The organism is Streptomyces sp. NPDC043908 (assembly GCF_056435525.1).
In genome coordinates this window covers 391548-409993 of sequence record NZ_JBWKEI010000007.1, presented here as the reverse complement: position 1 = coordinate 409993, position 18446 = coordinate 391548, and the positions used below count along the sequence as shown (strand labels likewise).

The 18446-nt window shown below is 71.8% G+C and carries 17 protein-coding genes; 5 read left to right on the top strand and 12 right to left on the bottom strand.

Annotated elements, in window-relative coordinates:
* Positions 1–203: 203 nt before the first annotated feature.
* On the bottom strand, positions 204–2465 hold the full coding sequence (locus AC069K_RS18665; RefSeq protein ID WP_478617472.1) for an MMPL family transporter: 2262 nt from the start codon (positions 2463–2465) through the stop codon (positions 204–206).
* A 413-nt stretch (positions 2466–2878) separates the two neighbouring features.
* On the opposite strand from AC069K_RS18665, the gene AC069K_RS18660 reads away from it, so the two are divergent.
* The 4 genes from AC069K_RS18660 to AC069K_RS18645 all read left to right on the top strand — a co-directional run bounded on the left by AC069K_RS18660 (position 2879) and on the right by AC069K_RS18645 (position 6617).
* Positions 2879–4087, top strand: a complete 1209-nt coding sequence (locus tag AC069K_RS18660; protein WP_478617469.1) for a S8 family peptidase — start codon at positions 2879–2881, stop codon at positions 4085–4087.
* Between the two features lie 76 nt (positions 4088–4163).
* Complete coding sequence (locus AC069K_RS18655; RefSeq protein ID WP_478617466.1) at positions 4164–4712, top strand: DUF1697 domain-containing protein; 549 nt, start codon at positions 4164–4166, stop codon at positions 4710–4712.
* 104 nt (positions 4713–4816) lie between these two features.
* Entirely contained in the window at positions 4817–5443 is a 627-nt protein-coding gene (locus tag AC069K_RS18650; RefSeq protein ID WP_365103060.1) for a mycothiol-dependent nitroreductase Rv2466c family protein, read from the top strand.
* 121 nt (positions 5444–5564) lie between these two features.
* Positions 5565–6617, top strand: coding sequence for a hypothetical protein (locus AC069K_RS18645; protein WP_478617462.1), 1053 nt, complete (start codon positions 5565–5567; stop codon positions 6615–6617).
* 25 nt (positions 6618–6642) lie between these two features.
* Here the strand turns inward: AC069K_RS18645 and AC069K_RS18640 are convergent, their stop codons facing one another.
* Positions 6643–7926 carry an MFS transporter gene (locus AC069K_RS18640; RefSeq protein ID WP_478617460.1) on the bottom strand — a complete coding sequence of 428 codons (1284 nt, stop codon included), beginning with the start codon at positions 7924–7926 and terminating at the stop codon, positions 6643–6645.
* 142 nt (positions 7927–8068) lie between these two features.
* On the opposite strand from AC069K_RS18640, the gene AC069K_RS18635 reads away from it, so the two are divergent.
* Entirely contained in the window at positions 8069–9052 is a 984-nt protein-coding gene (locus tag AC069K_RS18635) for an ArsR/SmtB family transcription factor (protein ID WP_365103052.1), read from the top strand.
* 4 nt (positions 9053–9056) lie between these two features.
* Here AC069K_RS18635 and AC069K_RS18630 read toward each other — a convergent pair whose 3' ends face one another.
* The 10 genes from AC069K_RS18630 to AC069K_RS18585 all read right to left on the bottom strand — a co-directional run bounded on the left by AC069K_RS18630 (position 9057) and on the right by AC069K_RS18585 (position 18356).
* Positions 9057–9824, bottom strand: a complete 768-nt coding sequence (locus AC069K_RS18630) for a sirohydrochlorin chelatase (RefSeq protein WP_478617456.1) — start codon at positions 9822–9824, stop codon at positions 9057–9059.
* A 6-nt stretch (positions 9825–9830) separates the two neighbouring features.
* Positions 9831–10769 carry an ABC transporter permease gene (locus AC069K_RS18625; protein ID WP_365103046.1) on the bottom strand — a complete coding sequence of 313 codons (939 nt, stop codon included), beginning with the start codon at positions 10767–10769 and terminating at the stop codon, positions 9831–9833.
* Positions 10756–11544: an ABC transporter ATP-binding protein gene (locus tag AC069K_RS18620; protein ID WP_365103043.1), complete on the bottom strand. Its 789-nt coding sequence runs from the start codon at positions 11542–11544 to the stop codon at positions 10756–10758. The genes AC069K_RS18625 and AC069K_RS18620 overlap by 14 nt, the downstream gene beginning before the upstream one ends.
* 36 nt (positions 11545–11580) lie before the next feature.
* Positions 11581–12693, bottom strand: coding sequence for an aliphatic sulfonate ABC transporter substrate-binding protein (locus AC069K_RS18615; RefSeq protein WP_365103040.1), 1113 nt, complete (start codon positions 12691–12693; stop codon positions 11581–11583).
* A 240-nt stretch (positions 12694–12933) separates the two neighbouring features.
* Positions 12934–14274 (bottom strand): sulfate adenylyltransferase subunit 1, encoded by a 1341-nt coding sequence (locus AC069K_RS18610; RefSeq protein ID WP_478617450.1) that lies wholly within the window; start codon positions 14272–14274, stop codon positions 12934–12936.
* Positions 14275–15213 (bottom strand): sulfate adenylyltransferase subunit CysD, encoded by a 939-nt coding sequence (gene cysD, locus AC069K_RS18605; protein WP_365103034.1) that lies wholly within the window; start codon positions 15211–15213, stop codon positions 14275–14277. It lies immediately after the preceding gene.
* Complete coding sequence (gene cysC / locus AC069K_RS18600; RefSeq protein ID WP_478617446.1) at positions 15210–15779, bottom strand: adenylyl-sulfate kinase; 570 nt, start codon at positions 15777–15779, stop codon at positions 15210–15212. The genes cysD and cysC overlap by 4 nt, the downstream gene beginning before the upstream one ends.
* Positions 15779–16486 (bottom strand): phosphoadenylyl-sulfate reductase, encoded by a 708-nt coding sequence (locus AC069K_RS18595; RefSeq protein ID WP_478617443.1) that lies wholly within the window; start codon positions 16484–16486, stop codon positions 15779–15781. The genes cysC and AC069K_RS18595 overlap by 1 nt, the downstream gene beginning before the upstream one ends.
* Positions 16483–16662, bottom strand: coding sequence for a hypothetical protein (locus AC069K_RS18590; RefSeq protein WP_358833622.1), 180 nt, complete (start codon positions 16660–16662; stop codon positions 16483–16485). Before AC069K_RS18590 ends, AC069K_RS18595 begins: the two co-directional genes overlap by 4 nt.
* Positions 16659–18356 carry a nitrite/sulfite reductase gene (locus tag AC069K_RS18585; protein ID WP_365103024.1) on the bottom strand — a complete coding sequence of 566 codons (1698 nt, stop codon included), beginning with the start codon at positions 18354–18356 and terminating at the stop codon, positions 16659–16661. Before AC069K_RS18585 ends, AC069K_RS18590 begins: the two co-directional genes overlap by 4 nt.
* Positions 18357–18446 lie beyond the last annotated feature (90 nt).

Sequence of the window (18446 nt, the reverse complement as noted above, 5' to 3'; positions counted from 1 at the left end):
GGGGAGTCCCAGCGAATCCCAGCGACTCCCAGGGAGCTCCGGTGAGTCGCGAGGGTCCGGGTGGTGAGCCCCGGTGAGGCGGAACGCGGCGGGGGGGGGGGGGGGTTTCCCCCCCCCCCCCCCCCCCCCCCCCCCCCCCCTTTCCCCCCCCCCCCCCCCCCCCCCCCCCCCCCCCCCGCCCGTACCCTTCACACCGCGTCGCGTCAGACCCGGACGATCCGGTCGCGGTCCTCGTCGCCGTGGGTGGCCGTGACCGGCGGGGCGACGGCCGACTCGTCGTGGGTGAGGTCGGGCAGCCAGCGCAGCCACTTCGGCATGTACCAGTTGCGCTCGCCCAGCAGGACCATGACCGCCGGGAGCAGCACGCCCCGGATGACCGTGGCGTCGATCAGCACGGCCGTGGCGAGCCCCACGCCCATCTGCTTCATCGACTGCATCGAGAGCGTTCCGAAGATCGCGAAGACCGCCACCATGATGATCGCCGCGCTGGTGACCACACCGGCCGTGGTCACCACGCCGTGCTGGATGGCGTCGCGGGTCGAGCGGCCCTGGAGCCGGGCCTCGCGGATCCGGGACACCACGAACACGTGGTAGTCCATCGACAGGCCGAAGAGGATCACGAAGAGGAACAGCGGGAGCCACGAGACGATCGCGCCGACGCCCTCGGCGCCCACCAGTGAGGCGCCCCAGCCGTGCTGGAAGACGGCGGTCAGGATGCCGTAGGCCGCGCCCACCGAGAGGAGGTTGAGGACGATCGAGGTGATCGCGATCGTCAGCGAGCGGAAGCAGAGCAGCATCAGCAGGAAGGCGAAGACCACCACGAAGGCGAAGACCGGGGTGACCGCGCCGACGATCCGGGCGTTGAAGTCCTTGGACCCGGCGACCTGGCCGGTGATCGGCGCCTCCAGGCCGCGCACCTTGCCCAGCGTGTCGGGGCGGATGTGGTCACGGAGCAGGTCGAGGCTCTTCTCCGCCTTGTTCTGGTCGGAGCCGCCGATCAGCGGGACGTCGACGACCGCCACGTTCTCCGCGCTGTGCAGGGTGATCTTGATGGGGCCGTCCGAGGCGCCCCGGCTGATCGACTGCGTACGGAAGTCGGCGATGGCCTGCTTGACCTCCGGGGCGTTGATGTCGGCGGCCTTGATCACGACGTTGGCGGGGCTGGCGCCGCCCGGGAAGGTTTGGTTGACCCGGTCGTAGGTGCCGACGATGGGCAGGGAGTCGCCGAACTCCTGGTCGAGCGTGAGGTTCTGGGTGTGCATGCCGACCGCCGGGAGGGCTATCGCGATCAGCGCGCCCGCCGCCAGTGCCAGCGCGGCCTTCGGGCGGCGCAGCACCGCGCCGAGGACGGCGCGCCACACCCGGCTCTCGCCGCCACGGTTGCGCCTGCCGCGCTTGACGCGGTTGAGGAACGGCAGCCGGCCCTTCTCGACGCGCTCGCCGAGCAGCGACAGGAGCGCGGGCAGCACGGTCACGGAGCCGACCATGGCCACGGCGACCACCATCAGGGAGGCCAGACCCATCGCCTCGAACTCGGCGAGGCCGGTGAAGAGCATGCCCGCCATGGCCACGCAGACGGTGACGCCGGAGACGATGATGGCCCGGCCGCTGGTGGCGGCGGCGATGCGCAGGGCCGTCTGGGCGTCGTGTCCGGCCTCGCGCTCCTCGCGTTCGCGGCGCAGATAGAAGAGGCAGTAGTCGACGCCGACGGCCAGACCGACCAGGAGCATCACGGAGTTGGCGGTGTCGCTCATCGCCTGGAGGTGGCTGACGATGGCCATCAGGCCCATGGTGGCCATGATCGCCGTGACGGCGAGGGCGACCGGCAGCAAGGCCGCGACCAGCGCGCCGAAGGCGATGAGCAGGATGCCGAGGGCGACGGGCACCGCCGAGTACTCGGCCTTCTTGAAGTCGTCGCCGAAGGCGTCGTCGAACGTCTTGCCCATGCTGGCGCTGCCGATCTCCTCGATCCGCAGCTCCTTGTGCTCGCCCTGCACCTTCTTCACCGCGTCGAGCACCGGCGTGATGCGGTCGGGCGCGGTGTCGGCGTCGCCGCGCACCTCGAACTGGATCAGGGCGCTGCGGCCGTCCTTGGAGAGGGTCTTCGCGGTGTACGGGGAGGTCACCTTGGTGACCTGGCCGGTGCCGTCGACCGCCTTCATCACCTCGTCCACGGCGGTGCGGAAGACGGGGTCGGTCGCCTTGACGGAGCCGTCGAGCGCCTGGACGAAGACGGTCTCGCCGGCCGGCTCCTTCAGCCCCGCGTCATCGATGATCTTCTGCGCCTGGCCGACCTCACCGGGCAGTTGGTTGTCCTTGACGTCGATGCGCCCCACCGCCGAGCCGATCCCCATGGCCAGGAACACGAAGAGCACCCAGATCACCACCGCCGCCCAGCGGTGGCGGGCGCTCCACCCACCGGCCCGCGCGGCCACGCCGCGCACTCTTGTGACTCCGTTGACCATGGTGAGACGCCCCCCTGACAGACGATGGCAGCCCTGCGCCGCCATCCGGTTACGACGGTAGGGGCTGGATCCGGCCGTCTCCTCGTGCTCCCTGGTGAACCGGGTCCTCGGTATCTACTCCCTGCGAAGTGGGGGCATCCCCTACACAAGGGATTCAAGCCCCTTACACGTAAAGGTGTTTGCGAGGGAAGGTCCACGCCGGGGTCGCCACGGTGTGTGCACCAAGCCTGCACAACACCCGAGTTGACCTGCGGTGGCCTGTTTTTTATTACGAAACCTTGTTGTGTAAGTCACAGCTTTCTGGATCTCTTGATCTGCGCTCGTCCATCGGCAAGGGTTTCGAAAGAGCCGCCCGGAAGGTTTCCATCCGGTAGGCCAACCCCCCACAAAAACTGGCGAGGAGACCCCTCTTCATGGCAACTCACAAGCGCAAGAGCCGCCTCAAGCTCACGGCCGGGATAACCGCCGTGGCGGCGGCGGCCGGTGTCACGGTCATGACCACCCAGATGGCGGGCGCCGCCGCGCCCGCCGAGGGCACGGTGTACGGCCTGGACGCCAAGGGCGCCATCGACGGCAGCTACATCGTCCTGCTGGACGAGAAGGCCTCGGCGGACGCCAAGCGCAAGCTCGCCGACGAGTACGGCGGCACCCTCCAGCGCGACTACGCCTCGACCGTCAACGGCTTCTCGGCGAGCGGGCTCTCGCAGACCGAGGCCAAGCGGCTGGCCGCCGACCCGGCCGTCGGCACGGTCGTCCAGAACAAGAAGTTCCACATCACCGCCGAGCAGGCCGGTCCGCCCTCGTGGGGGCTCGACCGGATCGACCAGGCCGAGACCGCCGGGGACGGCAAGTACAGCTACCCGGAAAGCGCGGGCGAGGGTGTCACCGCCTACGTCATCGACACCGGTGTGCGCGTCAGCCACAAGGACTTCGGCGGCCGGGCCACCTCCGGCTTCGACGCCATCGACAACGACACCACCGCCGACGACGGCAACGGCCACGGCACGCACGTGGCGGGCACCATCGCCGGAACCGCGCACGGCGTCGCCAAGAAGGCGAAGATCGTCGCCGTCCGCGTCCTGGACGACCAGGGTTCGGGCTCGACCGAGCAGGTCGTCGCGGGCATCGACTGGGTCACCAAGAACCACAAGGGCCCCTCGGTCGCCAACATGAGCCTCGGCGGCGGCGCCGACCCCGCGCTCGACACGGCCGTGCAGAAGGCCATCGCCTCCGGCGTCACCTTCGCCGTGGCGGCGGGCAACGAGTCGGCCGACGCGGGCCAGGGCTCGCCCTCCCGGGTCAAGGAGGCGATCACCGTGGCCTCCTCCACCAAGGACGACCAGCAGTCGGACTTCTCCAACTTCGGCTCCGTGGTGGACCTCTACGCCCCCGGCTCGGACATCACCTCCGACTGGAACACCGACGACGGCGCCACCAAGACGATCTCGGGCACGTCGATGGCGACCCCGCACGTGGTGGGCGCCGCCGCCGTCTACCTCGCCGCCCACAAGGACGCCACCCCGGCCCAGGTCTCGGACGCGCTGACCGGCGGTGCCACCGCCGGGAAGATCACCAACCCGAGCGCCGGCACCCCGAACAAGCTGCTGAAGGTCGTCGAGTAACCACGCCCCGGCGGTCATGAAGGTCGGCTCCCGTGCCATCCCCCACGAGGCACGGGGGCCGTCCTATTGTGTGGACATGACGACGATGTACGCCGCCCTGCTGCGCGGGATCAACGTGGGCGGCACCAAGAAGGTCCCGATGGCCGAGCTCAGAGCGCTGCTCACCGAGCTCGGCCACGGCTCCGTGCGCACGTATCTGAACAGCGGCAACGCCGTCTTCAGCAGCGACTCCCACGACCCGGACGCGCTCGCCGCCGCCCTGGAGGGGGCCATCGGGAAGCACTTCGGGTTCCAGGTCGCCTGCCTGGTGCGCACCGGTGCCTATCTGAGGGCGGTCGTGGACGCCTGCCCGTTCCCGGCGGACGAGCTGGAGGGCCGGCAGCTGCACGCCACGTTCTTCTCCGGCCCCGTGGATCCCGAGCGCTTCGCCGGCATCGACACCAAGGCCTTCCTGCCCGACGCCTTCCGCCTCGGCGACCGGGTCCTCTATCTGTACGCGCCCGACGGCATCGGCCGCTCCAAGCTCGCCGAGGCACTGGCGAAGCCCGCCCTGCTCAAGGGTGTCGAGGCGACGGCCCGCAACTGGAACACGGTCAAGGCCCTCGTGGAGATGACCGGCGGCTGAGCGGCCGAAGAGGCGGGGGCCGCCCCCGGCGGCCCCAAGTGGCCCAGTGGACCGATGCGCCAATGGCCCGGACCCCGGGTCCACTCCGTCGCTACCTTCGTCCTATGGACACCACCGAGCGCACCGGCCCCACCACCGTCGACTTCTACTTCGACCCCGCCTGCCCGTTCGCCTGGATCACCTCGCGCTGGATGCTGGAGGTCGAGCGGCACCGGGACATCGACCTCCGGTTCCGGGTGATGAGCCTGTACCTGCACAACATCGGCAACGAACTGCCCGCCTGGTACCGCGAGTTGGTCGACAAGTCGATCCGTCCCGTACGGGTCGCGGTGGCGGCCGCGCAGGACCACGGGGAGGGTGTGCTGCGCGATCTGTACACCGCGTACGGCACCCGGATACACGAGCAGAAGAACGAGGACTTCGACGAGGTCATCACCCAGGCGCTGGCCGAGCTCGGCCTTCCGGCGGCACTCGCGCGGGCCGCGCACGACCCGGCGTACGACGAGGCGGTGCGCCGCCGCCACGACGAGGGCAGGGACCCGGCGGCGGAGGCGTACGTCGGCACGCCGACGATGCACCTCGACGGGAGCGTCTACTTCGGGCCGGTGCTCAGCTCCATCCCACGCGGCGAGGAGGCGGCCCGGCTCTTCGACAGTGTCCGGGTGATCGCCTCCCACCCGGACTTCTTCGAGCTCAAGCGGACGCGGACCGGCGGTCTCCGCTTCGACTGATACGCCCTGAGTGATCCGATGAATAGCGTCGGTTGGGAGGCGCCGCCAAGAATATCGACCGCATGCGTTGACCCCTTCGGGCCAGTGCTCCTATGTTTCCCTCGACCCCCGAGGAGGCAGGATGCCCGCGCTCCGGAGCACGCCCGTACGAGCCGTACTGACCGCCTTGCTCGCCGCCCTGGTCCTGACCGGCCCCGGCCCGATGCCCCCGGCGGGGGCCGGGTCCCGGGCGGCGCCGCGCACCGCCGACGTCCATGTCTCGCCCTCGGGCCGGGACGCCGACGACGGCACGGCGGCCCGTCCCGTGCGCACCCTGACCCGCGCCCGCGACCTGGCGCGCGAGAAGGCCGCGCACTACGGCTCGGCGCACTACCCCGGCGACATCACCGTGCACCTGGCCCCCGGGACGTACCGGACGACCGGGCCGCTCGTCCTCGACGGGCGCGACTCCGGCCCGGCCGGGCACCGCGTCGTCTGGCAGGGCGCCAGTGCGGACTCGACCCTGATCAGCGGCGGGCGCAGGGTCGAGGGGTGGCGGCAGGTGTCCGGGCGCCCCGGACTCTGGTCCGCCCCCGCTCCCCAAGGGCTCACCGACACCCGGCAGTTGTACGTGGACGGGGTGCGCGCCCAGCGGGCCCGGGGCGAGGTCCCGGTCGGTCCGACCATGACGGCGACCGGGTACACCGCCACCGCCGACACCGTGGCGCGCTGGCGCCGCCCCTCGGACGCCGAGTTCGTCTACACCGGCGGCGAGGAGCTGTGGAACGCCGAGCGCGACGGCCTGGGCCAGTGGACCGAGCCGCGCTGCCGTATCGCCTCGGCGCGGGGCACCGCCATCACCATGGTCCAGCCCTGCTGGGACAACTCCACCCGGCGCGTGGAGTTCCCCGACCGGCCCGGCCGCACCGTCAACATGGTCGGCCCGGGCCGTCTCACCAACGGCGGCCGGCCCTCGTACGTGGAGAACACCTACGAACTCCTCGACCAGCCGGGCGAGTGGTACCTCGACCGGTCCGCGCACACGGTGTACTACCTGCCGCGCGAGGGCGCGACCTCCTACACCTTCACGGTCGCGGCCGTCACGGCGGCGGGAGACGGGCCCGCGGCCACGGTGACCGCCACCACCGCGGCGGGGCAGGACGCCGGGCCGCCGTCCTCGGGGGGCGCGCGGTGATCGCGCGCGTATCCCCCGGAGCGGCTCACCGTGTCGTCTCGCCCCGCCACGCCCCGTCCCGCTGGGCCCACCGCACCGCCGGGCCCACCGCCAGGCCCGCCACGGTGAAGAGGGCCGCCAGGAACGCCCAGCCCGCGAAGCCGTGGTCCACCGCCGTGAGCGTCACCAGGGCCGGGCCCGCCATCATCGCCGCCGCCGAGCCCGAGCTGAACACGCCCTGGTAGACGCCGTGGGCGCGGGAGTCGGCCAGTTCGTAGCCGAGGGTCCAGCCGCCGGCCGAGGACAGCACCTCGCCGAGGACCTGGACCACCGCGCCCGCCACGAGCACCGCCACCGCCCCCATCGGGGAGAGTCCGGCGGACAGGGCGAAGACCACGCACGCCGCGCCGAGGAGGAGCCCGGCCCGGCCCATCGCCCGTACCGCTCCCGGCACGTCCGCGACGCCCCGGGTCGCGCGCACCTGGAGCAGGGCCACCAGAACGCAGTTGACGATCATCACCAGCGCGACCGACCACCGCGGTGCCTCGGTGTTCCCGGCGATCCACAGCGGCATCCCGACCTCCAGCAGGCTGAACTGGAGGGCCGTCACGGCGTTGAGCACCGTCACCGCGAGATACGGCAGGTCGCGGACCGCCCGCCAGCGGCTCTCGGAAGGGGTGTCGGCCCTGCCGTCCGCCCCGCGCGCGGCCAGGGCGGCCTCGTTGAGCGGCAGGGTGCGTACGAGAAGGGCGGGGATCGCGTACGTCGCCGCGTCGAAGAGGATCAGGGCGACATAGGCGCCCCGGCTGTCGATCTGGAGGGCCACCGCGCCGATCGCGCCGCCGAGCCCCATCGCCGCGTTGTTGACCATCCGCAGATAGCCGCGGGCCGAGACCCGCGTCGCGGCGGGCAGCACGTCCGCGAAGAGCGCCCCCTTGACGCCCCAGCTCGCCTGGTTGAGCGAGCCGAAGCAGACGGCCGCCACCAGGAAGCCCGCGTACCCGTGGACCAGGGAGTACCCGGCCATCGCCACTCCGCAGCCCAGCCACAGCAGCGCGGTCGTCCGGCGGCTGCCCCAGCGGTCCGCGGCGCGCCCGGCCGGGATGCCCGCCGCGACGCCGAACAGCCCGGCGATGGTGAGGCCGAAGCCGACCTGGGTCGCCCCCAGACCGCAGACACGGGTGAAGTAGAGCACGCTGACCGGGAAGAAGAGGCCGTTGCCGAAGGAGTTGAGGCCGGTCATCAGGGCGAGGCGGCGCAGCACCGGCTCGTCCGGGACGACGGCCCGTCCGGCCGAGGAGCGGGGGCGGGTCCCCGTGCGGGTGGTCATACGGTCAGCCAACCCGTTGTGTACACGCCAGGGGCATTGATTTAGGCTCCGGCTAAAGGGACGACCGGCCACCGGGATGTCGAGCCGCAGGGATGACGGGCCACGGGGATGACGGGCCGTCGACGGGGCGCGGGGGCCGGGAGTGATCGAGTTCAGGTTCGGCGTGGGGGATTTGGCCAGTACGTCGTTCGCGTACTCGCCCTTCCAGGAGGCCGTCTTCTCGCTGTGGGGCTGGGCGGACGTCTCCCGCTTCCCGCACCAGCGGCCCTGGCTGCGCCGGCTGCGGCCGGTGTTCGAGCGCCAGGACACCGAGCTGTTGGCCGCGCTCATCGCCCCGCACGGTTTCATGCCGGACTTCCTCACGCCCCGCCCTGAGCGCGTACGGCCCTCGTTCGCCGAGCAGTCGGCGCAGTTGCGGCGTACGCCCCTGGAGCTGATCGGGCCCGACTTCCGGCGCACGTTCGGGCCCGGCGCGGAGCTTCCGCCGGTGATCCGCCGGGGGCTCGCCGACCCGGCCGCCCTGCTGGAGCGGATCGCGTCGGCCTTCGACCGCTACTGGGAGCAGTGCCTCGCCCCCGACTGGTGGCCCAGGGCCAGGGCGGTCCTGGAGGCCGATCTCGCGCACCAGTCGCGGGTGCTGGCCGAGCAGGGGGCGGCCGGGCTCTTCCGGGACCTCGACAAGCGGCTGTCCTGGCGCGCGGGTGTGCTGCGGCTGCGGCACCCGGTCCCGGACACCTGGCCCGCGGCCGACATCCAGGTGGCGGGCCGGGGCATGGTGCTGATGCCGACGACGTTCGTCCGCGGCGCCATCACCACCGTGGACACCACCCTGCCGCCGGTGCTCAACTACCCGGCGCACGGCCGGGGAACGCTCGGCGAGGCACCGCCGCCGGTCAGCGACCGCGCCCTGGTCCGCCTGCTGGGCCCGGCGCGGGCCCGGCTGCTGACCCTGCTCGCCGAACCGGCCACCACCACCGAGCTCGCCCGGCGCCTGGAGGTCACCCCGGGCGCGGTCAGCCAGCATCTGTCGGTGCTCTACGACGCGGGGCTGCTGCACCGGGCCCGGCGCGGCCGGGGCGTGGAGTACGCCCGCACGGCGCTCGGTGACGAACTGCTGCGGGGCTGAGCCGTCAGGCGCTGAGCACCTGCGGGCTCCGCGCCCGCGGCCGCGCCGCGTCGTACCGGACGAGCAGCAGCCGGGCCAACTCCGGGGCCGCGCCCAGCACCCCGGCCAGCACGTCCGCTTCCCCGGCGCCCCGGGCGATCCGGTCCGGCAGGAAACCGGGGGCGATGACGTACGGGGCGACGGCGACCCGCCGCACACCGGCCGCCCGCAGCTCCCGTACGGCGTCCTGCGTGCGGGGATGACTCCCGGGAGAAGCAGCGGAGGCGAACGCAGGCCGCACGGCGCACCAACCGGTGTGCCGCAGCTCCCGCGCTACATCTGCGATCACTGCGATCGCCTCCGGGTCGGTGGAGCCCGCCGAGGCCAGGACGACCCCGGTCGAGCGCTTGTCGGCGGGGGCGATCCCCGCCTCGTACAGGGCCTCCTGGAGCCGTCGCTCCACGGTGGCCAGCAGCAGCGGGGAGGGGCCGAGGACGTCCGCGACGCGGATGTCCAGCCGCGCCGGGGCCCGGCCGAGCACCGCCGGGATGTCGGACTTGGCGTGGAAGGCCCGGGTCAGCAGCAGCGGCAGCGCCACCACCTCCCGTACGCCCTCGAAGGCCAGCCGTTCCAGGACGCGCGGCACCGACGGCGCGTTGAAGTCCAGGAAGCCGGTCTCCACGCGCAGCCCCGGCCGCAGCGCCCGTACGCGCCCCACCAGGGCGTGCACGGTCGCGGCGTGCCGCGGATCGCGGCTGCCGTGGGCGATGACGAGGAGGACGGGTGTGCGCATGGTGGCTCAGCTCTTCACCAGCAGACCGCGGCTGCGCAGTACGTAGCGCTCCAGCGGGCTGAAGATGAGCAGGTCGATCGCGATGCCCACGATCAGGATCAGGAAGATGGCGAGGAAGACGCCCGGCATGTCGGAGTTGTTGCGGCCGTTCTCCAGCAACTGGCCCAGGCCCAGGCCCAGATCGGGCGAGGACGCGATGATCTCGGCGGCCATCAGGGAGCGCCAGGAGAACGCCCAGCCCTGCTTGAGACCCGCCAGATAGCCCGGCAGGGCGGCGGGCATCACGATGTGCCAGGTGCCGCGCAGCCCGGTGGCGCCCAGGGTGCGGCCCGCGCGCAGGAACAGCGGCGGGACCTGGTCGACGCCGGAGACGAGCCCGTTGGCGATCGAGGGCACCGCGCCCAGCAGGATCACCGCGTACATCATCGAGTTGTTCAGACCGAGCCAGATCACCGCCGGGGGGACCCAGGCGACCGACGGCAGCGACTGGAGGCCGGAGAGGATCGGCCCGATCGCCGCCCGGATGAACCTCACCCGCGCCACGACCAGCCCCAGCGGGGTGCCGATCGCCAGTGCGAGCAGGAAGCCGAGCAGTCCGCGCGAGACGCTGGTCCACACGATGTCGAGCAGGGTGCCCTGGAGCCACAGCTCGCGCAGGCCCGACCAGACCGAGGACGGCGAGGGCAGCTTGGTGCTGTCGGTGACCTCGGCCCACACCAGCCCCTGCCAGACGACCAGGACCAGCGCGATCGCCGAGAGGGGCGGCAGGACCTTCTGCACCAGGGTCTCGCGCAGCGGGGTGCGCCCGCTCTGCACCGTCTCCAGCGCGTCGAGGCCGGCCTCCAGACCCGCCAGATCGTGGGTGTCCCCGGGGGCCCCGACCGCCTTGTCGGCCACGTCGGCCTTTGCCGCCCGGTCGGCCTCGGACGTCTCAGTGCTGGCCATGGCGGCGGATCTCCCCACGCAGTTGTTCGGTGATCTCTACGGAGAGCTCCGCCACGGCGGAGTCCTCGATGCGGCGCGGATGCGGGATGTCCACGGTCCACTGGTGCGCCACCCGGCCCGGCCGGGACGACAGGAGCACCACCCGCTGGGCGAGGCGGACGGCCTCGCGCACGTTGTGCGTGACGAACAGGACGGACAGGTTCGTCTCGCGCCAGATCCGGGTCAGCTCGTCGTGCAGGACATCGCGGGTGATGGCGTCGAGCGCGGCGAACGGCTCGTCCATCAGGAGCAGCTGGCTGTCCTGCGCGATCGCCCGGGCCATCGCGACCCGCTGGCGCATCCCGCCGGACAGCTCGTGCACCCGCTTGCCGTACGCGCCCTTGAGCCGGACCAGTTCGAGCAGCTCCTCGGCGCGGTCGCGGCGCTCGGCCTTGGCGACCCCGCGCAGCCGCAGGGCGAGCTCGATGTTCTTGCCCGCGGTCAGCCACGGGAACAGCGCGTGCTCCTGGAACATCAGGGCGGGCCGCCCGCCGGGCGTCTCGATCGTCCCGGCGGTCGGCCGGTCGAGTCCCGCCACCAGGTTCAGGAGCGTGGACTTGCCGCACCCGGAGGCTCCCAGGAGGGTGACGAACTCGCCCGGCGCGACATCGAGGGTGATGTCGTCGAGCACGAGCTGGGGGCCGGCGGGACCGGCGAACGACTTCGACACGTGCCCGATGCGGGCGGCGTACTCCGTCGTGGCACGCTCCTCGGCCGCGGCGACTGCGGTGGCCATGGTCGTCACCTCCTGGGAACTGGTGCGGATACGGGGTTACTTGACGCCGAAGCCGGCGTCGGCGACCGCGGGCCTGCCGAGGCCCTTGAGGACCTTGTTGAGCGGGGCCAGGTCGTAGATGCCGTCCAGGTCGGGCTTCTTCAGCAGACCCGCCTTGACCGCGTGGTCGGCCTCGATGCCGAGGGTGGCGGCCAGCGGGTCGTCGGTCGTCTTGATCGACTTCCAGGCCGGGTCCAGGACGTTCGCGGGCAGCGCCTTGCCGCTGAGCGCCTTCAGCGCGGCGTTCGCGGAGGCCTTGGCCCGGTCCGGGTCGGCCTTGATCCAGTCGTTGGTCTTCACCGAGCCGCGCAGCACCGCCTCGACGACGTCGGGGTGCGCCTTGAGGAACTTCTGCGACACGATGATGTTCGTGATCACGAACTCCTTGTCGGCCCACAGGTCGGCCTCGTCGAGGAGGACCTTCGCACCCTGCGAGACCAGCTTGGACGCGGTCGGCTCCGGCACCCAGGCACCGTCGATGGAGCCGGACTTGTAGGCGTCCGGAGTGATCTTGTTGTCGGTGCGGACCACCGAGACGTCGCCCTTGCCGCTCTGGGCGTCGACCTTCCAGCCCTTCTCGGCGATCCAGTTGAGGAAGGCCACGTCCTGCGTGTTGCCGAGCTGCGGGGTGGCGATCTTGTGGCCCTTGACGTCGTCCAGGGACGTGATCTTGTCGGGGTTCACCACCAGCTTCACACCGCCCGAGGCGGAGCCGCCGATGATGCGCAGGCTCTGGCCCTTGGACTTGGTGTAGCCGTTGATCGAGGGGGAGGGGCCGATCCAGCCGATGTCGATCGCCCCGGCGTTGAGCGCCTCGATCTCGGAGGGGCCGGCGTTGAAGGTGGAGGTCTTCACCTCGGTGCCGCCCAGCTCCTTCTGGAACAGGCCCTCCTGGACGCCGATGAGCGCGGTCGCGTGGGTGAGGTTGGGGAAGTACCCGATCTTCACCGAGTCCGCCGACAGCTTCTTGGCGTCGGCGGCGACCCCGGCCTTCTGGGCGCTGTCGGTCTTGTCCTTGTCCGACCCGTAGCTGCAGGCGGCCAGGACGAGCAGGGGCAGGGCGGCGGCGGTGGCGAGACCGGCGCGCAGGGCGGTGCGGGTGGCAGGCACGGGAGGGGTTCCTCTCGGTGGCCCGGCGGTCAACTGCCCCTGGGAAGGGGGGAGATGGCCGGGAGGTCGGCGGGTTTTCGTCTGGAGCGGTGGTGCGGGTGGAGCCGCTGGGCGCGCGAGCGGTGCGCGTACGTCATCGCGCACATCGGCCCACCCCGCCCTGCCCGCTGCCGAGGGCGCCGCTGCCGACGCGGCCGCCCTCCTTGGCGAACGTGGAGTAGAAGTCGTGGCTCGTCATGGTCAGAAGTCCCACCCGTCCGGCTCGCTGTCGGCCCTGACGGGCTCGGGCGCGGCGAACGACTCGCCGACCATGCCCGCGGTGAGCGTGGTGCCGTCGGCCGGGTCGATCAGGATGAAGGCCCCGGTACGGCGGGAGTCGGCGTAGGCGTCGAGCGGCAGCGGCTCGGCCGTGCGGATCTTGACGCGGCCGATGTCGTTGGCGGCCAGCCGCCCCGGGTGCGGGTGCAGCGACAGGTCGTCCAGGGTCAGCCGGGACGGGATGTCCTTGACGATCGCCTTGACCGTACGGGTGCCGTGCTTGAGCAGCACCCGGTGGCCCACGGAGAGCGGCTGGTCGGCCACGTGGCAGACCGTCGCCTCCACGTCCTGGGTGGTGGGGGGCGCGTCCCCGCTCGGCACGATCAGGTCGCCGCGCGAGATGTCGACGTCGTCGTCGAGGAGCAGCGTCACGGACTGCGGCGTCCAGGCCACGTCCACGGACTCGCCGAGCAGGTCGATCCCGGAGATCGTCGAGGTGCGGCCGGAGGGCAGCACGGTCACGCTCTCGCCGACCCGGAAGGTGCCCGCCGCGATCTGGCCCGCGTAGCCCCGGTAGTCGGGGTGCTCGGCGGTCTGCGGGCGGATGACGTACTGCACGGGCAGCCGGGCGTGGCAGCCGGTGAGGTCGTGGCTGACCGGGACGGTCTCCAGGTGCTCCAGGACGGTCGGCCCGCCGTACCAGTCCATGTGGGCGGACGGCTCCACCACGTTGTCGCCGGCCAGCGCCGAGATCGGGATCGCGGTGATCTCCGGCACGCCCAGCTCCCCGGCGTACGCGGTGAACTCCTCGGCGATCGCCGCGAAGACCTTCTCCTCGTACCCGACCAGGTCCATCTTGTTGACCGCGAGCACCACGTGCGGGACCCGCAGCAGGGCGGCGACCGCGGCGTGCCGGCGGGTCTGCTCGACCACGCCGTTGCGGGCGTCGACCAGGACCAGGGCGAGGTCGGCGGTGGAGGCGCCGGTCACCATGTTGCGGGTGTACTGCACGTGCCCGGGGGTGTCGGCCAGGATGAACCGGCGCCGGGGCGTGGCGAAGTAGCGGTAGGCGACGTCGATGGTGATGCCCTGCTCCCGCTCGGCCCGCAGGCCGTCGGTGAGCAGCGCGAGGTCGGGGGCGTCCTGGCCGCGCTTGGCGGAGGCGGCCTCGACGGCCTCCAACTGGTCGGTGAGGACCGATTTCGAGTCGTGCAGGAGCCGGCCCACCAGGGTGGACTTGCCGTCGTCGACGGACCCGGCGGTCGCGAAGCGCAGCAGGGTGGTCGCGGACAGGCCCGCCAACTGCTCGGTCGTGGTGGTCATTTAGAAGTACCCCTCGCGCTTGCGGTCTTCCATCGCGGCCTCGGACATCTTGTCGTCGGCGCGCGTCGCGCCCCGCTCGGTGAGCCGGGAGGCGGCGATCTCGGCGATCACGGCGTCCAGCGTCGTCGCGTCGGAGTCGACGGCGCCGGTGCAGGACATGTCGCCGACCGTGCGGTAGCGCACCAGCCGCTTCTGTACGGTCTCGTCCTTCTTCGGGCCGCCCCAGTCGCCCGCGGTCAGCCACATGCCGGCCCGCTGGAACACCTCGCGCTCGTGCGCGAAGTAGATCTGCGGCAGCTCGATGCCCTCACGGGCGATGTACTGCCACACGTCCAGCTCGGTCCAGTTGGAGAGCGGGAAGACCCGGACGTGCTCGCCCGGCGCGTGGCGGCCGTTGTAGAGCTGCCACAGCTCGGGGCGCTGGCGGCGCGGGTCCCACTGCGAGAACTCGTCGCGCAGCGAGAACACCCGCTCCTTGGCCCGGGCCTTCTCCTCGTCGCGCCGCCCGCCGCCGAACACGGCGTCGAAGCGGTGCTGCTGGATGGCCTCGGTCAGCGGCACGGTCTGGAGCGGGTTGCGCGTCCCGTCGGGCCGCTCGCGCAGCTTCCCCGCGTCGATGTACTCCTGCACGGAGGCGACGTGCAGCCGCAGCCCGTGCTCGGCGACCACCCGGTCGCGGTAGGCGAGGACCTCGGGGAAGTTGTGCCCGGTGTCGACGTGCAGCAGCGTGAAGGGGACCGCCGCGGGGGCGAACGCCTTCAGCGCCAGGTGCAGCATGACGATCGAGTCCTTGCCGCCGGAGAAGAGGATCACCGGCCGCTCGAACTCGCCCGCCACCTCGCGGAAGATGTGCACCGCCTCGGATTCCAGGGCGTCGAGGTGGGTGAGGGCGTACGGGGTGTCCCTGCCCTCGGCCTGGGCGGCGGCGGTCGTCGTCATGCGAGACCCCTCTCGGTGAGCAGTGCGTGGAGCGCGGACGCGGACTCGCCGACGGTCTGGCGGTGCGACTCGATCCGCAGGTCGGGCGACGCGGGCGCCTCGTAGGGGTCGTCGACCCCGGTCAGCCCGCTGATCTCGCCGGCCGCCTGCTTGGCGTACAGGCCCTTCACATCGCGCTCGGAGCAGACCTCCACGGGAGTGGCGACGTGCACCTCCAAGTAGGCGGTGCCCTCGGACTGGTGGCGCTTGCGCACCGCGTCACGGCTGTCGGCGTACGGCGCGATCACCGGCACCAGAGCCTTGACGCCGTGGGAGGCGAGCAGTTCGGCGACGAAGCCGATCCGCTGCACGTTGGTGTGCCGGTCCTCGCGGCTGAAGCCGAGTCCGGCCGAGAGGAACTCGCGGATCTCGTCGCCGTCGAGCACCTCGACCCGGTGTCCCTCCTCGCGCAGCCGGCCCGCCAGCTCGTACGCGATGGTCGTCTTGCCCGCGCTGGGCAGCCCGGTGAGCCAGACGGTGGCTCCGGTGGTGGCCCCGCTCACGTGGTTCTCCTGGTGGTTCGTCATCAGCCGTGCAGCCCGCACTCGGTCTTGTTGCGCCCGGCCCAGCGGCCGGCCCGCGCGTCCTCGCCGTCCGCCACCCGGCGGGTGCAGGGCGCGCAGCCGATGGACGGATAGCCGTCCATGAGGAGCAGGTTGGTGATCACTCCGTGCTCCGCCACATACGCGTCCACGTCGTCCTGGGTCCAGCGGGCGATGGGGGAGACCTTCACCTTCCGCCGCTTCTCGTCCCAGCCGACGACCGGGGTGTTCGCCCGGGTCGGGGACTCGTCGCGGCGCAGGCCGGTCGCCCACGCGGAGTAGCCGCTCAGCCCCTCCTGGAGCGGCTTGACCTTGCGCAGCGCGCAGCACAGGTCCGGATCGCGGTCGTGCAGCCGCGGTCCGTACTCGGCGTCCTGCTCGGCCACGGTCTGACGTGGTGTCAGGGTGATGACGTTGACGTCCATCACCTCCGCCACCGCGTCCCGGGTGCCGATGGTCTCCGGGAAGTGGTAGCCGGTGTCGAGGAACACCACGTCCACGCCGGGCATCGCGCGCGAGGCGAGGTGGGCGACCACCGCGTCCTCCATCGAGGAGGTGACGCAGAACCGCTTGCCGAAGGTGTCGGCCGCCCAGCGCAGGATGTCCAGCGGCTCGGCCTCCTCCAGCTCGCGCCCGGCGGTCTCCGCCAGTGCCCTGAGCTCGTCGGCCGAAGGTGCCTGAAGGGTCGTCATGAGGTCTCTCCCCGTGGGTGGGTGGACCGCGGCCCACGGGCCAGCAGTCCGAGGAACGAGAGCCGGAACGCGCGGTTGCACGCCGCGCATTCCCACGCCCCGTGGCCCTCCTCCGAAGGCCGCAGGTCCTCGTCCCCGCAGTACGGGCAGTAGAAGGGCGCCGCCCGCTCGCTCACGACAGGGCCTCCTCGCTCGCGCGCGCGGCCCAGACGGCGAACCGCTCGCCGTCCTCGCGCTCCGCCTCGAAGCGCTTGAGCAGCCGCTCGATGTAGTCCGGCAGCTCGGCCGAGGTGACCTTCAGACCGCGGACCTTGCGGCCGAAGGCGGCCTCCAGGCCGAGCGCGCCGCCCAGGTGCACCTGGTAGCCCTCGACCTGCTCGCCCTCGTCGTTCAGGACCAGCTGGCCCTTGAGACCGATGTCCGCGACCTGGATACGGGCGCAGGCGTTGGGGCAGCCGTTGAGGTTGATGGTGATCGGCTCGTCGAAGTCCGGGATGCGGCGCTCCAGTTCGTCGATGAGCGCGGAGCCGCGCGCCTTGGTCTCGACGATCGCCAGCTTGCAGTACTCGATACCGGTGCAGGCCATGGTGCCGCGCCGGAACGGCGACGGCCTGGCGGTCAGGTCGAGCGCCTCCAGCGCCTCGACGAGCGGCCCGACCCGCTCCTCCTCGACGTCGAGGACGATCATCTTCTGCTCGACCGTGGTACGGACCCGGCCCGAGCCGTGGGCCTCCGCGACTTCGGCGATCTTCGTCAGGGTGGCGCCGTCGACGCGGCCGACCCGGGGGGCGAAACCGACGTAGAAGCGGCCGTCCCGCTGCCGGTGCACCCCGACGTGGTCGCGCCAGCGCTGGGAGGGCTCGGCGGGCGCGGGACCGTCGACCAGCTCGCGCCGGAGGTACTCCTCCTCCAGGACCCGGCGGAACTTCTCCGGGCCCCAGTCCGCCACCAGGAACTTCAGCCGGGCGCGGTTGCGCAGGCGCCGGTAGCCGTAGTCGCGGAAGATGCCGACCACGCCCGCCCAGACGTCCGGGACCTCCTCCAGCGGCACCCAGGCGCCGAGCCGGACGCCGAGCTTGGGGTTGGTGGACAGACCGCCGCCGACCCACAGGTCGAAGCCCGGGCCGTGCTCGGGGTGTTCGACGCCGACGAAGGCCACGTCGTTGATCTCGTGCACCACGTCGAGCAGCGGCGAGCCGGAGATCGCCGTCTTGAACTTGCGGGGCAGGTTGGAGAACTCCTTGCTGCCGATGTAGCGCTCGTGGATCTCGTCGACCGCCCAGGTGCCGTCGACGATCTCGTCCTCGGCGATCCCGGCGACCGGCGAGCCGATGACGACACGGGGGCAGTCGCCGCACGCCTCCGTCGTGGAGAGCCCGACGGCCTCCAGCCGGTTCCAGATCTCCGGTACGTCCTCGATGCGGATCCAGTGCAGCTGGATGTTCTGCCGGTCGGTGATGTCGGCGCTGCCGCGCGCGAACTCCTGCGAGATCTCGCCGATCACCCGCAGCTGGCCGGTCGTCAGCCGTCCGCCGTCGATCCGGACCCGCAGCATGAAGTACTTGTCGTCCAGCTCCTCCGGCTCCAGGATCGCGGTCTTGCCGCCGTCGATCCCGGGCTTGCGCTGGGTGTACAGCCCCCACCAGCGCATACGTCCGCGCAGGTCGTTGGGGTCGATCGAGTCGAAGCCGCGCTTGGAGTAAATCGTCTCAATACGTGTCCGCACATTGAGACCGTCGTCGTCCTTCTTGAACTGCTCGTTCCCGTTGAGCGGCGTGAAGTGGCCGACGGCCCACTGGCCTTCACCACGGTGGCGCCCCGGCTTGCGTCGGGGTGCGGTGGAGGCGGGCTTGTCTGGGCTGGCGGCCATGGGGATACGTCCTTCGGGACTGCAGGAGGGCGGCTCTGACCTGCACACTCGCGCGGAGGCGCGGCGGTGCGCAAGGGCGTGGGAGAAGCA